The sequence below is a fragment of the Billgrantia hypersalina genome, assembly GCF_052584175.1.
On sequence record NZ_JBMIQI010000003.1, the window covers coordinates 236,507 to 250,034 of the forward strand.

Below are 13,528 nucleotides of genomic sequence, written 5' to 3' on the forward strand. Positions count from 1 at the left end.
GTCACACGAACCCTAGACGCCGTCTATCTCGCGGCGGAACGGCGGCAAGGCATCAAGCAGCGCCTGGCCGTAGCGCCGGGTGAGAACGCGGCGGTCGAGCAGTGTGATGCGTCCCTGGTCGGCCTCCTTGCGGATCAGCCGCCCACAGGCCTGCACCAGTTTGATCGAAGCGTCGGGGACGCTGATGCGCATGAAGGGATTGCCGCCCCGACTCTCGATCCACTCGGCCAGCGTCGCGCCGACTGGGTCGTCGGGTACGGCAAACGGTAGCCGCGTAATCACTACGTGGGTCAGATAGTCCCCCGGCAGGTCGATGCCTTCGGCGAAGCTCGCCAGGCCGAAGATCACGCTGCCCTCCCCGGCATCCACCCGCGCCCGATGGCGCTCGATCAGCTCGCGCTTGGGCAGGCGGTCCTGGGCCAGTACCCGATCGCGCCATTTTACCGGTAGCGCCTTCTCCACCGCTCTCAACTGGGCACGGGACGAAAACAGCATCAGTACCGCCTCTTGCTCGCCAAGCCCGCCGACGAACTCGACGATGGCCTGCTCGTGCGCGTCACGGTCACCGGGGTCGACGGCCTGGCGTGGCACGCTGAGCACGGCGCGGGAGTAGTCGAAGGGACTCGGCAGTCGCTGGTAGCGGTAACGGTTGGCCAGCCCGGCGCGCTCCTGCAAGCGCTCGAAGCGACCCAGCGCGGTGAGAGTGGCCGACGTCACCACGGCACCGAAGCAACTGCCCCATAGGGTTCTGGCCAGGGTCGGCGCTGCCGAGACAGGGCTCGCCGAGAAGGTCAGCTCGGGGTCGGCACCGAAGCGCTCGAGCGTCAGCCAGCGTGCCCGAGGCGGCTCGCCCTCGATATCTGATTCGGCGTAGGCCTCCCACAGGCCATGCGCCTCCAGCGCCCTGCCATGCAGCAACGCCAGCAATGGCAGCCATGCCTCGGCCTGCTCGCGCGGAAGCCCGGTGTGCTTGTCGGGGTCTAGGCTCTCGCGCAGGATATCGCTCATGGTTTCGAGCGTGCGCGAGAGTTCGGCGAAGCCCACCAGAAGGCCACCGGCATGGTCGCGCAGGGCCTCGGGCACTCGGCCCATCTCAAAGCGGTACTGGTGGCTCTCCTCGCCTTCTTCCAGCCCGTGCTGTCGTCCGGCCAATTGGTGGCCCAGGGAGAAGGCCTCGCCCAGGCGGGGCTCCACCGCCGCGATGGTTTCCGGCAGACCGGCCAGCAGCCGCGCCAGGGTCGGCTGGATCGCCAGCGCCTGGTTGAGCTCGGTGAGCGACTTCTTCAAGTTGCCCAGCCAGCGTAGCGTGCCGTTTACCCCCACGCGGTGAGCGAAATGGTTTAGCGCCTTGTCCGGCAGGTGGTGGCCTTCGTCGAAAACGTAGATGCAATCGCCGGGAGGCGGCAACACCACGCCGCCCCCCAGTGACAGGTCGGCCAGCACCAGGTCGTGGTTGGCCACGATGATGTCGGCGCTCTCGAGGTCGCGGCGGGCCCGAAAGAAGGCGCAGGCGGCGAAGTGGCCGCAGCGGCGATTGGTGCACTGGCGATGGTCGATGGTCAGGCGCCGCCAGTCGCTATCCTCGATCGATTCCCGCCAGCTTTCGCGGTCCCCTTCCCAGCGGCCGCTGCCGTAGGCGTCGGCCATTTCCTGCACCAGCGCAAGGAAATGGTCGCCGGCCCCCTGCGCCAGGCTCTGCTCGAACAACGACAGGGTGGGATTGTCCTCGACGCCATCAAGCGCCTGTTCCAGTCGGGTCAGACAGACGTAGCGTCCGCGCCCCTTGGCCAGGGCGTAATCGAAATCGAGGCCGCTGTGCGCCTTGAGAGTGGGCAGATCCTGCAGCAACACCTGCTCCTGCAGCGCGATAGTGGCCGTGGCGATAACGAGTCGCTTGCCCTTGGCCTTGGCCACGGGCAGCGCCGCCAGCAGGTAGGCCAGGGTCTTGCCGGTGCCGGTACCCGCCTCGAGGATACAGACATGCTCGTCGGAAAGACGCCGGCCAGCGTCGTCGGCCTCGATGGCGCCGAGCGTGCGGGCGATCTCGGCGATCATCAGCCGCTGGCCGTAGCGTGGCGTCAGGCCCTGGGCCTCCAGCACGCGGCGGTAGGCGGCCTGTATCTCGCCCTTGAGGGCCTCGTCCAGCATGGCCTCACTCTCTAGAAAACTTGAGGGGAATGGCGTGAGCGTACCGGCCCGGCAACCGACTGGGGAGCACTTGGCGGTGACTTCGGCGCCGTCGACAGGTTTACGAGGAGGCGCTGTAAACCCTTCCCTGGGCGCTACTTTTGCCTTCCATGGCAAAAGACCTCCTCTTCAACCTGTCCCCGGCGCCTTCGTGCGATGAGCCAACTCGAGGTTACAGGAGCCCCTCAGGCGGATGCTCGCAGGGCAGTTTATCCTGAATGTAGCGCTCGATCTCGGGCAGCGAGAAAGCATCTTCCTCGCCGACGAAGCTGATCGACACCCCGGCGGCACCGGCGCGGCCGGTACGCCCGATGCGGTGAACGTAGTCCTCCGGATCCTCGGGCAGGGTGTAGTTGATCACGTGGCTGACATCCTCGATGTGAATGCCACGACCAGCCACGTCGGTGGCCACCAGCACCTGCACCTCGCCCTCGCGGAAGCGCTCGAGCGTCTTGATGCGCTGATTCTGCGGCACGTCGCCCGAGAGCAACGCCACGTTGATGTCGGCCTTCTTCAGCAGCCCCTCGAGCTTGCGCACCAGGTCACGCCGGTTGCCGAACACCATCACCCGATCGAAGCTCTCCTGCTTGAGCAGGTTGACCAGCAGGCGTGGCTTGTCCTCGTCGCTGACCAGGTAGACGCGCTGATCGATGTTGGCCTTGTTGTCGACCGTCACCTCGATCTCGACGTGGGCCGGCTGGTGGGTCCACTGGCTGGCCAGGTTGAGAATGTCGTGGGAGAAGGTGGCCGAGAACAGGAAGGTCTGGCGCTCCTCCTTATTGGGCGTATGGCGGATGATGCGCTTGACATCGGGAATGAAGCCCATCGACAGCATGCGGTCGGCCTCGTCGAGCACCAGGATCTCGACCTGGGTCAGATCCACGTCGCGCTTCTCGTGGAAGTCGAGCAGGCGCCCCGGTGTCGCCACCAGGATATCGAGCTTCTTGCCCAGGTTCTCGCGCTGCTTCTGGTAATCCATGCCGCCGACCACGCTGGCCACGTTGAGGTCGGTGAAGCGCGCGAGTGCCTTGGCGTCCTTCTCGATCTGCAGGGCCAGTTCACGGGTCGGCGCCACGATCAAGGCACGCGGCGCACCGGGCTTCTGGCCATCCGGCGTCTCTTCCTCGAGGAAGTAGGCCAGGATGGAGATCAGAAAGGCGGCAGTCTTTCCGGTACCTGTCTGGGCCTTGCCGACCACGTCGCCACCCAGCAAGGTGTGCGTCAGTGCCTCGGCCTGGATCGGCGTGCAGTACTCGAAACCCAGGGCATGGATGGCACGCATCAGCGGCAGGGGCAGGTCGAAGTCGTGAAAGCGCCACTTGCCCGCCACGGCAGGCACCTGAAACTGGCGCAGATCCCAGTTCGACTGGCGGCGGCGCGGCTTGCGACGACGACGCTTGGGCTTGCGGTTTTCGGCCGGGGCTGTGGTCTGTTCCGACTCGCTCATAGGCTATGTATCTTGTCCGTAGCAATGAATGAAGGAAACGCTGCGCTTCAACTCGCTCGCCGACTCGATCAGCGTTTCCTGAACTTTGTACAGCCGCATATTGTACCAGCCTATGGCGTCGAGGGCGCGCCTCTTGCATCGGACTGGTAGAATGGCGCTTCTGCTGCCACTCGACACCCACGGAGCCAGGCCCGATGACACGCCGCAAGAAGACACGCTCGCTGGCCGACAAGGTGACCATCCGCACCGGCAAGCGCAAGGACTACAAGAAGTGGCGCCATGAGAATCCCGATCAGGTGACCTCGTCGCGCCGTTTCACCCAGAAGAAGCGCCAGCAGCGCAAGCTACAGGCAGCGCGCAAGCTGGCCCGCCAGGAACAGGGTGCCGACATTGCCATCCATCCTGAGCGCAACGCCTCTGACAACGACCCAGCGAACAGCGAGGAGCGCGAAGAGTGATACGCCTGGTCTCGTTCAACATCAATGGATTGCGTGCCCGGATGCACCAACTCGAAGCCTTGATTGCCAGCCATCGACCACTGCTGATCGGCCTGCAGGAAACCAAGGTCCATGACGACGAGTTTCCCCGCGATGCGGTCGAGGCCATGGGTTACCACGTCCACTACCACGGCCAGAAGGGTCATTACGGCGTCGCCCTGATGTGTCACAAGGCACTTTGCCCCAGTGGACCGGAAGAAGTCTTCTTCGGCCTGCCAGGCGACGGCGAGGCATCCCAGCGGCGCCTGATCGGGGCACGGCTGCGTACCGCCGACGGCGAGACGTTGACCGTATGGAACGGCTACTTTCCGCAGGGCGAGAACGTCGAGCACCCTACCAAGTTCCCCAACAAGCGCGAGTTTTATGCCCAGCTGACCCAACTGCTGCGCGAACGACACCGGCCGGACGAACGGCTGGTCGTCATGGGCGATTTCAATATCTCGCCCGAAGACATCGATATCGGTATTGGCGAGGCCAACCGCAAGCGCTGGCTGCGCGAAGGCAAGACGAGTTTCCAGCCAATCGAACGGGAGTGGCTGGGCACGCTCAAGTCATGGGGGCTCAGCGACAGCTACCGGGTGCGCTATCCCGACGCTGACGACCGGTTCAGCTGGTTCGACTATCGCTCACGCGGTTTCGAGCGTGAACCCAGGCGCGGCCTGCGCATCGACTACATGCTGGTGACGGCGCCGCTGGCCGAGCGCGTGCGCGACGCCGGTATCGATTACGACCTGCGCGGCATGGAGCGACCCTCGGACCACGCTCCGGTGTGGACCGAGTTCGACTTGTGACGTCCTAGCGGGTCGAGAGCCAACTCTCGTCGATTTCGACACCTCGCGCCTGGGCTTGCTGCATGGCCGCCTGAGCCAGCTCCAGCCGGCCCCAGGCGTGGGCCAGCAGCCCCAGGCGCCGCCAATCGCTGCCCTCTTCGCTTCGCCGGGCCACGTCACGCCACGCATCCAGTGCGCGTTCGCGCTCGCGAGCCTCTTCCCAGGCGCGGGCCAGCAGGCGACGGTTGTCCAGGGTATCGGGCAATGCCTCGTCGGCCAGCGCCGCTTCGAGGTACTCCGCCGCCCTTGCCGGGGTGCCGGCGGCCAGGTGCAAGTCGATACGCTGGCGCAGATCCTTTTCCCCCTCCAGCACACCCAGCCGCCAGCCGGCTTCCCAGATCGCTGCGGCCCGCGACGCATCGCCGAGCCCATGGGCCAGCGCAGCGGCCCGCCGCCATGCGGCGGGCTCAGCCTGGGGAGTCAGCGAGGCCTCGAGGCTCGCCAGGGCCTGCTCGCCACGCCCCGCGCGCTGGTAAACGGCGGCTGCCAGTGCCTGCCGGTGCTCATTCGGATCGGAGTCGTCGGCCAGGGCGCGTTCCACCCAGCTCGCAGCTTCTTCCCAACGCTCCAGCTCAGCCAGAGCGCGGGCCAGGCGCCACCGGTCGTCGGTATTGCCATCATGCCGTTCGTGCCAGTCGAGCCACAGTGCTACCGCCTCTTCGGCCTGCCCTGCCGCCATGCGCATCCTGGCCTCCTCGCGCAGCCAGCGGTCGCGTTGACGCTGCGGCGCCTCTTGAACCTGACGGGCGCGGCGCAAATGCTCCGCGGCCTCCTCGCGACGCCCCGCCCCGGCCTCGGCCCCCGCCGCCAGCTGGCGGTAGAGCGCGCCGGCCCAACGGTCGGCGGCATTTCCGCCTTCGAAGCGGCGAGCCTGCGCGCGGGCTCGCTCGCCTACGCTGTCGTACTCGCCCTGCTGAAGCTGTGTCTGCAGCCGCTCGAGGTCGGCGATGATATCGCCTGGCAACGCCGGCGCATCGGCCAGCGCCACGGCGGGTAGCAACCACGCCAGACAGGCAATCAAGCGAATCACGGCACGAATCGGCATGCGTTACCTCAGCTGGAATTCGAGACGTTGGCGGGCCCGGCGCACGCCTTCGGCCGGCTCGAACTGCCAGCGCGCCACGGCCTGTTCTGCGGCCGAATCGAACACGTTGCGCGGTTGCGATTCGATCACGCGAATGGACGAGCGATCGACGCTGCCATCGGGGCGAATCAGGAACTGCAGCTCCACATGCCCTTCGAGACCACGACGCTGGGCGCGTGATGGATATTCCGGCGGTACACGGCTGGTCGGTGCGATCTCTCCGACATCGACCGGTCCCTGCTCGGCAGGAGCCGCCTGCTCGGGCTCCGATCCGGGCGCCACGCTCGCTGTCGTTGTTTGCGACGGACTCGGCTCGGGCGCAGGTGACGGTTCCGGGGCTGGCTCGGGTTCTGGCTCCGGAGCAGGTTCGGGTTCGGGGACGGGCTCAGGTTCGGGCTGAACTTCACTGAGCTCGGGGAGGCTCGAGTCGAGTTCCGGCGACTCGACCGGCTCAGGCGGCAGCTCCGGTTCCGGCATGGCGACCTCGCTCTCCAACGGCGGCAGCGGCTCGGGGCGAGGCGGCGGAGACGCTTCGGCTTGGGGTGGCGGCGGCTCGACATCAGGTTCCGCCACCTCCTCCTCCACAATGTCGGGCGCCTCGACCATGCTCATCATCATGCTGGCATCGAGCACGTCGAATTCCTCCTCCGGCGGCGTCACCAACAGCGCCAGGAGCCAGAACAGCAACAGCGCCAGCGCCACCCCGCCCAGCAACGAGAACGGAACGCGCGTCACGGCCGGCTCCGGCTTGCAGCGACTGCCACCTGCTCTACTCCCGCCTCGCGGATGCGGTCCATGACCTCGATGAGCAGGCCGGTGGTGGAGTCGCGATCGGCCTGGATCACGACCGAGCCGTCGTCACTGACCAGCCCGGCCACCTCGCTTCCGACGCGGTGCAGGTCCACCGCACGTCCGTCGACCCAGACCGCGCCCTCGGGCGTGATCGCGACCATCACCTGGGCATCGGGCCGCGGCGAGGCGGCACTCGACTCGGGCCGATCGATCTCCACCCCGCTCTCCTTGATGAAGCTGGTGGTGACGATGAAAAAAATCAACATGATGAAAACGACGTCAAGCATCGGCGTCAGGTTGACTTCACTGGCTTCGCCGTCGTCGGCGCCAAGGCGGCGTCTACGCATCGGTATCCTCCACGGCGCGGGCCAGGCGGTCATGCAGCCGCTGGTCCTCACGCCGAATAATTTGCTCAAGCCGGCTGGTGAACAGTAGCCCCACCACCGCCACCGCCATGCCGGCCAGGGTGGGCAGGGTGGCCCGGGCCACACCATCGGCCATGGCCCGGGCCTGGCTGGTATCGGTCATGGCCAGGCTGTCGAAGACGGCGATCATGCCGGTCACGGTACCCAGCAGGCCGAGCAGCGGGCACAGCGCCACCAGCAGCCTGAGCCACGGCAGCGGTCGACGCAGCCGCCCGATCAGGTCTCGCGTCCAGGCTTCACGCAGCGTGAGCGCACTCCAGCTCATATGGTCCTGACGCGCCGCCCAGCGCTCGATCAACGCACGCCTCGCCCGGCGATAGGTAATGCGGAAATACCACACCCGCTCCAGAGCCAGGCTGAACAGCAGCATCGCCACCAGGACGATCACGACCAGAACGGAGCCGCCGGCCTCGACCAGGCGCTCCAGCGGCTCAAGCCAGAGCGGGATCACGGTGCGCGCTTCCGGTTACGCTATCGGGCCCATGCGGACGCTGCTCGAGCTGCTCGGCCAAGGCAGCGCTGGCCTGCCCCTCGACCAGGCCTGCCAGGTGCCGGCTGCGGCCTGCCAGAGCGGTATGGGCGAACAGCAGCGGCACGGCAGTGATAAGGCCAAGCACCGTCGTCACCAGCGCCTGACTGATACCACCGGCCATCAACTGCGGATCGCCGGTTCCAAAGACGGTGATGGCCTGAAAGGTCACGATCATCCCGGTCACGGTGCCCAGCAGCCCCAGCAGCGGCGCCACCGCCGCCAGCAGCTTGACGATGGGCTGGCCGCGCTCGAGGCGCGGCAGCTCGGCCAGCACCGCCTCGTCGAGCCGGGCCTCCAGCGCTTCCGGGACCGGGTCGTCCCGCAGCGCACGGAAGCGCTGCAGCACACGACCCAGTGGGTTGTCGTCGCGCAACGTGTCGAGATTGCCCAGCTGGCGGCGCATGGCCAGGCTCACTTTCAGCAGGTAGGTATACTGCAGCAACGCTACCAGCAGGCCGACGGCACCCAAGCCGACCACCACGTAGCCCACTGCACCGCCCTGGTGGAAGCGCTCGACCAGGCTGGGCCGCTGCGCCAGGGCCGCCATCACCTCGCCCCGTGTCGGGTCCAGCGACAGCTCGCGCGATTCGCCGGCGTGAAAGGCCGCCAGGCTTTCAGCCACTTCGGGCGGCGTGCGATCGACCACCGATAGCGCCTCGTCGTCGGCGCCACGGCGCAACAGGTGGCTGTCAGTAAAAGCGGCGAAGTCGCCCAGGCGCACGATCTCGCGGGGAGCGATTTCCCCACTGGCGTCGGCCACTGGCGCTTCGAAGCGGACCACGTGGCCGGTATCGGCGGTCAGCGCGATCAGGCGGTCGGCGAACGCTTCCAGTTGTTCAAGTTCGAGCACCTCGGCGGAATCGAGGCGTGGCGGCAACTCGGCTCCCCCCACGACCAGCCAGCTATCGGCCAGGCTGTCACGCAGCTCGCCGCTGTGCTGCTTCAGCGAGGCCAGGATCGCCTCGAGGTCGTCGCCCTGTTCGTCCTGACGCGCTTCGAGCGCATCGGCTCGCTCGGCCTGCTCGCGTGCCCTCTCCTGCAGCTCCGCGTGGTGCGCCTCGGCCTCGGCGTGGGCAGCTCGCGCCTCTTCCAGGGCTGCCTCGAGCGCCTCGCGATCCTCGACCAGCTCGGCCAGGCGCGCGCGATCGCGGCTTTCCGCAGCTTCACGCTCGGCACGCAGGCTTTCGAGCGGGTCCGATTGGGCTTGGGCCAGGCCAGCGCTCAACCAGAACACTGCCAGCAGGCCCGCGGCGAAACGTATCGACTTCATGTCTCGTCCTCCACCGACTCGAGCGGCTGCGACAACGGCACGCTGAGCAGTTCCGGTGCGCGGCGATCGCGCGCGATACGCAGGCCGTTACGCACCTCGCGCCGCTGCTCCTCGTCGAGCGCGGCCCAGCTGCCGGCCTCGGCCTGCCATACCCGCCCGGCGCGACCGTCCGGCGTGAGGTAGTAGAAGCCCACACGCCCCAATCGCAGGTAGTCCACCTCGCGGCGCGACTCACCTTCGCCGAGGTAACCCCGCCAGGCATCGACTTCTCGCCCGTACTCCAGCTCGGCGCGCCAGGCTTCGACGATTCGCTCCCAGCGTTCGACGGAAGACAGCTCGCCGGCCTGTGAGCGCAGGCTGGCAACCCGTGCCAGGCGCTCCTCGCGCAGGAAGGGCATGTCGTTCTCGACCCACTGCTCGAGGCGCTCGAGCATCCGCTCCTGCAGCTCGGGCAGGGCGTCGCGTGTCTCTTCCAGGGTATCCAGGGCTTGCTCACGCCGGCTCAGGGACTCGGCCTGGCGCTGAACCCGCGGGGCGAGCTCGGCATTCTCACGCGCCAGACGCCGTTCGGCGCGCTCCAGCTCGCGCAGCTCCTCGAGCATGGCCCGCGACTCGTCATCGGCTTCGTCGATGCGCGCCTGAAGTTCAGCCTGACTGCGTTGGGCTTGCCTGGCTTCCTCGCGAACGTCGGGGTCGGCACCGGCCGAGGCAACGAGCCCCAGCCAGAGCAGACACATGAGGCAGGGGTGGCGAAACGATCTCACTGGCTAACTCCGAGACGTGGATGGCAAACGGTCGCCTTGGGTTGGGCGGCGTCAGATGATGCCACTAATGATAATTGTTATCAATCCAGTTAGCCACACCCCACCTTCTGGCCCTCCTGGTTTGCGCTGCTGCCAAAGCGACTTAGGAAATGCGTAAAGAAATGTGCTTTTTTCTTGCTAAAGCGAAACGAAACGAAACGGTATATTCAGCCTGTCCTGCTCAATAGAACGACTCCAGGGACGACAAGGGGCAACTGACTGCCCGGCCATGCTACGAGCCCACATCGCGCTGGCATGTGCTCCTCTTCTTTCGCAGCCGACATACCCTCCGCCCCTTCGGGCGGCCTGCTTTCCCTATTCAGGCAGTAGCTCATGCGTCCCTATATCGATGCCTCTCTCAGCAGCCAATGGAATGGCGGCTTCGTGATGGAGATATTCATCTCCAACCAGGGAACACAACCGATCGTCGACTATAAGGTCGACTTCACGCTGGACGGCACCATTACCGATATCTGGGATGGGATGGTCGAGGGCCACAGCGGCAACCTTTATTCCATTGTCGATGACGACATTGGCAACGACATCGCCCCGGGCGAGACCGTCAGGTTCAAGTTCAAGGTGCTCAGCGAGAGCGGCCAGCTTCCCACCGGCCTGACGGTCAATGGTGTCAGCCCCGACTACTCCCCAGAAGCCCAAGCGTTGCTTGCACCCGAGACCTCAGAGATTGCAGAAACCGTCGAGTTCATCGAGACGACTCTCGCCGAGCCCAGCTCACTCGCCTTGGGCGAAACTCTCATCGGGCCGGACATCACCGCCGTCGAACTTCAGGCGCTGATCGACAGCGAACCGGCAGGCAGCATTCTACGCCTGGCAGCGGGCGACTATCACTTCGATAACATGATCACGGTCAGTCGCTCGGATATCGCCATCGTCGGCGCGGGGCGCGGCGAGACGCGCATCACCTTCACCGATGAAGCCCTTGCCTCCGGCGACAAGCACGGCTTCCTGGTGGAGAGCACGGCGACCCGGTTTGCCGGTTATCTTCAGCAAGATGCAGCGATGGGGGTCAATACCTTGTCGCTCAAGGCCGACCATGGCCTGCAAGCAGGCGACACCGTGCGCATCTGGCAAGACAATACCCAGGAGTACTTCGACGAGATCGGCGACACCTCCTGGCAGAAGCTCAATGCCCCGCTGCGGACCAGCATGGCCACGGTGGTCTCGGTTGAAGGTGGCAAGGTAACACTGGACCGGGGCGTTCATTTCGATTTCGACGGAGGGGAAACCAAGGTTCAGCGTTTCGACGCGCTGGAGAACGTGACCCTGCAAGGCTTTACGGTACAGTTCGAGCTGGGCTCGCCCGATAAGGCCGCATTCAGCAACACCCTCTCGGACCTGACCGAGTACCAGGCAATCAAGCTCAACGGCACCGTCAACGCACAGGTCAAGGACATCGAGGTACTCGACGGGCCGTCTACCGCCTTTGAGTTCGCCCTCTCCCTCGACCTTAACGCCAACTCTCTCGGCGTTCATGGGGCCTTCAACAAGGGGACGGGAGGTAATGGCTACGCCTTCGAATTGCGGGAGAGCTACGACGGGACCTTGAGCCACCTCGAGGACTCGGGCATGCGCCATAGCGTACTGTTCGCCTCATGGCGCTCCTCGGTGGGCAACGACGTTCATGTCCTTTCCACCGACCGGGACATCAACTTTCACGGTGGCCAGGACCACGGCAATACCGTGCATGTCGAACAATCGATTCGCGACGCCGACGCAGACGGCATGTCGACGGTGGTGTGGTACAACGACGGCGGCAAGACCTTCGGCGCCATCACCGAGGCCGGTGCCAACCAGATTACCTTCGATTTTGTGGTCGGTTCGCGCCGCAACGACATCATCCAGGGCACTGACAACGGGGTGTACCTGGATGGCGCCCTGGGCCACGACACGCTGCTCGGCGGTGCCGGTGACGACATCCTGCGTGGCGGGATGGGTGAAGACATCCTCGACGGCGGTGCCGGCTTCGACATCGCCCATATGGAACAGACCTATAGTGCCTACAAGATTCGCTTCGACGACGATGGCAGTGTCTTCCTTGATGGCGCGAGCGATGACAACACGCTGTTCAATATCGAACGGGCGCTGTTTGTCGATGGCACCGTTCTCGATATTGCCACGCGTACGGTTTCACTGGGCAGCGCTCCGGTAGTGCCCACCGTAGAGGAGATCCTTGCCTCGCCTGAGCAGGAAACGGTCGGCAGTGAACCGGCGGCTGAGGAAGCTGCCGCTGACGAGCCGCTTTCCACAGAGGAAGCCGGAGGAGAGGAGCCCGTGGAGGCGGCACCCGAGTCGAGCACGATCGAGCCCATCGCAACGCCCGTAGATGAAGAAGCGGATATCCCGAGCGACACTCCGGCACCCGACGCCGCCGAGTTCGATGTCGAACTGGCCGTGGTCAATCGCTGGGCGGGAGGCTACGTCATGCGGGTCGAAATTACCAACCATTCCGCTAGCGACGTCACCAACCCCGAGATTGCCTTCACCCTGCCGGCAGAGATCGCCCAGTTCTATGGTGCCACGCTGCTGTCCCGGTCGGACGAACAGTATCAGGTCAGCTACGACGGCAGCGATGTACTCAAGGCCGGCGGGGTCATGCGCTTCTCCTTCAAGGCGTACGCGCCTACGAGTGAAGCACCGACCTCACTTGCCTTGAACGGAACCGAACTTGCATTCGATCCGGCGGCGCTGATAGCAGGAGAGACCGCCGATGCCGAGCTCATCGCTGCGCTGGCCCCCGCTCCCACGGCGGCGGACTTCCTCGAAATCAGCAGCAACATCACAAAATCCTGGTCGAACGGCTACATGACCGAGGTCTTCGTGACCAATACATCGGACGTGGTCATCAATCAGCCCTCGGTGAACTTCAGCCTGCCCGACACAATCGTCGAACTGTGGAACGGCTCGGTCACGGTCAGCGAGTCGGGCTATACCGTGGACGCGGCCAACGGTGGCACGGTACTGGAACCGGGCGAGGTGTGGCGCTTCTCTTACAAGGTTCAAGGAAGCGAACAGGCACTTCCTACGGACGTGATTGCCTCGGGCGATCTGGTTGGCGAGCCGACCCGCGCCGACAGAGGACTGATCGGCACCGACGCCGACGAGGCCATCGTCGGAACGGCGGAAGCCGATTCGCTCTATGGCGGCCTTGGCAGTGACAGCCTGACCGGCGGGGAAGGTAGCGATCGCTTCGTCTATCTCTCGACCTTCGAATCCACGGCTTTCGACAGCGACATCATCGTCGATTTCGACCGCAGCGAAGGCGACCTGATCGATCTCTCGCACATCGATGCCGACCTCATCGGCGAAGGCGATCAGGGATTCGCCTGGGTGAGCAATGCCGCCTTCAGTGGCACGGCTGGAGAATTGCGTAGCGAAGGCTCTCTGGTGCAAGGCGACGTCAACGGCGACGGCGTCGTCGACCTGCAGATCGCCGTCCTCGGCGTGGACAGCCTGCGCGCCGAGGACTTCCTGCTCTAGCGGACGCTACGTCGTGACTACCGCGCCCGGCCAAGTGCCGGGCGTTTTCGTGCCGGCCGTCGCCTGCCAGCGGTTTCGTCATCGTCACGCCACGGAAAAGGTTTCTTCGCCAAGATAACAATGCAAATCCCTCTCATTGGCATCCGACTCGTTCTATGCTAGC

General features: G+C 65.3%; 11 protein-coding genes. 3 read left to right on the plus strand and 8 right to left on the minus strand.

Annotated elements, in window-relative coordinates; genetic code table 11:
- Window positions 1-12 precede the first annotated feature (12 nt).
- On the minus strand, window positions 13-2,148 hold the full coding sequence (gene dinG / locus ACOJCM_RS02050) for an ATP-dependent DNA helicase DinG (RefSeq protein WP_445210397.1): 2,136 nt from the start codon (window positions 2,146-2,148) through the stop codon (window positions 13-15).
- A gap of 211 nt (window positions 2,149-2,359) precedes the next feature.
- Window positions 2,360-3,634: an ATP-dependent RNA helicase RhlB gene (gene rhlB, locus ACOJCM_RS02055; RefSeq protein ID WP_445210398.1), complete on the minus strand. Its 1,275-nt coding sequence runs from the start codon at window positions 3,632-3,634 to the stop codon at window positions 2,360-2,362.
- A 194-nt stretch (window positions 3,635-3,828) separates the two neighbouring features.
- Between rhlB and ACOJCM_RS02060 the strand changes: the two genes are divergently transcribed.
- Window positions 3,829-4,092 (plus strand): hypothetical protein, encoded by a 264-nt coding sequence (locus tag ACOJCM_RS02060; RefSeq protein ID WP_445210399.1) that lies wholly within the window; start codon window positions 3,829-3,831, stop codon window positions 4,090-4,092.
- Entirely contained in the window at window positions 4,092-4,922 is an 831-nt protein-coding gene (gene xthA / locus ACOJCM_RS02065) for an exodeoxyribonuclease III (protein ID WP_445210424.1), read from the plus strand. The genes ACOJCM_RS02060 and xthA overlap by 1 nt, the downstream gene beginning before the upstream one ends.
- A 4-nt stretch (window positions 4,923-4,926) precedes the next feature.
- Here xthA and ACOJCM_RS02070 read toward each other — a convergent pair whose 3' ends face one another.
- Genes ACOJCM_RS02070 through ACOJCM_RS02095 form a run of 6 tightly spaced genes read right to left on the minus strand, consistent with a single transcriptional unit; the run spans window position 4,927 to window position 9,828 of the window.
- The gene (locus tag ACOJCM_RS02070; protein WP_445210400.1) at window positions 4,927-6,006 is read right to left on the minus strand and encodes a hypothetical protein; all 1,080 of its coding nucleotides are present in this window, start codon (window positions 6,004-6,006) and stop codon (window positions 4,927-4,929) included.
- A 3-nt stretch (window positions 6,007-6,009) separates the two neighbouring features.
- Window positions 6,010-6,780 carry an energy transducer TonB gene (locus ACOJCM_RS02075; RefSeq protein WP_445210401.1) on the minus strand — a complete coding sequence of 257 codons (771 nt, stop codon included), beginning with the start codon at window positions 6,778-6,780 and terminating at the stop codon, window positions 6,010-6,012.
- Window positions 6,777-7,184 (minus strand): ExbD/TolR family protein, encoded by a 408-nt coding sequence (locus ACOJCM_RS02080; RefSeq protein ID WP_445210402.1) that lies wholly within the window; start codon window positions 7,182-7,184, stop codon window positions 6,777-6,779. The genes ACOJCM_RS02075 and ACOJCM_RS02080 overlap by 4 nt, the downstream gene beginning before the upstream one ends.
- The gene (locus ACOJCM_RS02085; RefSeq protein ID WP_445210425.1) at window positions 7,177-7,710 is read right to left on the minus strand and encodes a MotA/TolQ/ExbB proton channel family protein; all 534 of its coding nucleotides are present in this window, start codon (window positions 7,708-7,710) and stop codon (window positions 7,177-7,179) included. Before ACOJCM_RS02085 ends, ACOJCM_RS02080 begins: the two co-directional genes overlap by 8 nt.
- Window positions 7,694-9,064 (minus strand): MotA/TolQ/ExbB proton channel family protein, encoded by a 1,371-nt coding sequence (locus ACOJCM_RS02090; protein ID WP_445210403.1) that lies wholly within the window; start codon window positions 9,062-9,064, stop codon window positions 7,694-7,696. Before ACOJCM_RS02090 ends, ACOJCM_RS02085 begins: the two co-directional genes overlap by 17 nt.
- A complete protein-coding gene (locus ACOJCM_RS02095) occupies window positions 9,061-9,828 on the minus strand; it encodes a DUF3450 domain-containing protein (RefSeq protein ID WP_445210404.1) in 768 nt (255 codons plus the stop codon). Before ACOJCM_RS02095 ends, ACOJCM_RS02090 begins: the two co-directional genes overlap by 4 nt.
- A gap of 372 nt (window positions 9,829-10,200) precedes the next feature.
- Between ACOJCM_RS02095 and ACOJCM_RS02100 the strand changes: the two genes are divergently transcribed.
- Window positions 10,201-13,365 carry a cellulose binding domain-containing protein gene (locus ACOJCM_RS02100; protein ID WP_445210405.1) on the plus strand — a complete coding sequence of 1,055 codons (3,165 nt, stop codon included), beginning with the start codon at window positions 10,201-10,203 and terminating at the stop codon, window positions 13,363-13,365.
- Window positions 13,366-13,528: the final 163 nt, after the last annotated feature.

Excerpts from the sequence above, each read along its gene's own strand:
- ACOJCM_RS02070 (WP_445210400.1), bottom strand. The coding sequence starts at position 6,006 with ATGCCGATTCGTGCCGTGATTCGCTTGATTGCCTGTCTGGCGTGGTTG.
- rhlB (WP_445210398.1), bottom strand. The coding sequence starts at position 3,634 with ATGAGCGAGTCGGAACAGACCACAGCCCCGGCCGAAAACCGCAAGCCC.
- ACOJCM_RS02080 (WP_445210402.1), bottom strand. The coding sequence starts at position 7,184 with ATGCGTAGACGCCGCCTTGGCGCCGACGACGGCGAAGCCAGTGAAGTC.
- ACOJCM_RS02060 (WP_445210399.1), top strand. The coding sequence starts at position 3,829 with ATGACACGCCGCAAGAAGACACGCTCGCTGGCCGACAAGGTGACCATC.
- dinG (WP_445210397.1), bottom strand. The coding sequence starts at position 2,148 with ATGCTGGACGAGGCCCTCAAGGGCGAGATACAGGCCGCCTACCGCCGC.
- ACOJCM_RS02090 (WP_445210403.1), bottom strand. The coding sequence starts at position 9,064 with ATGAAGTCGATACGTTTCGCCGCGGGCCTGCTGGCAGTGTTCTGGTTG.
- ACOJCM_RS02100 (WP_445210405.1), top strand. The coding sequence starts at position 10,201 with ATGCGTCCCTATATCGATGCCTCTCTCAGCAGCCAATGGAATGGCGGC.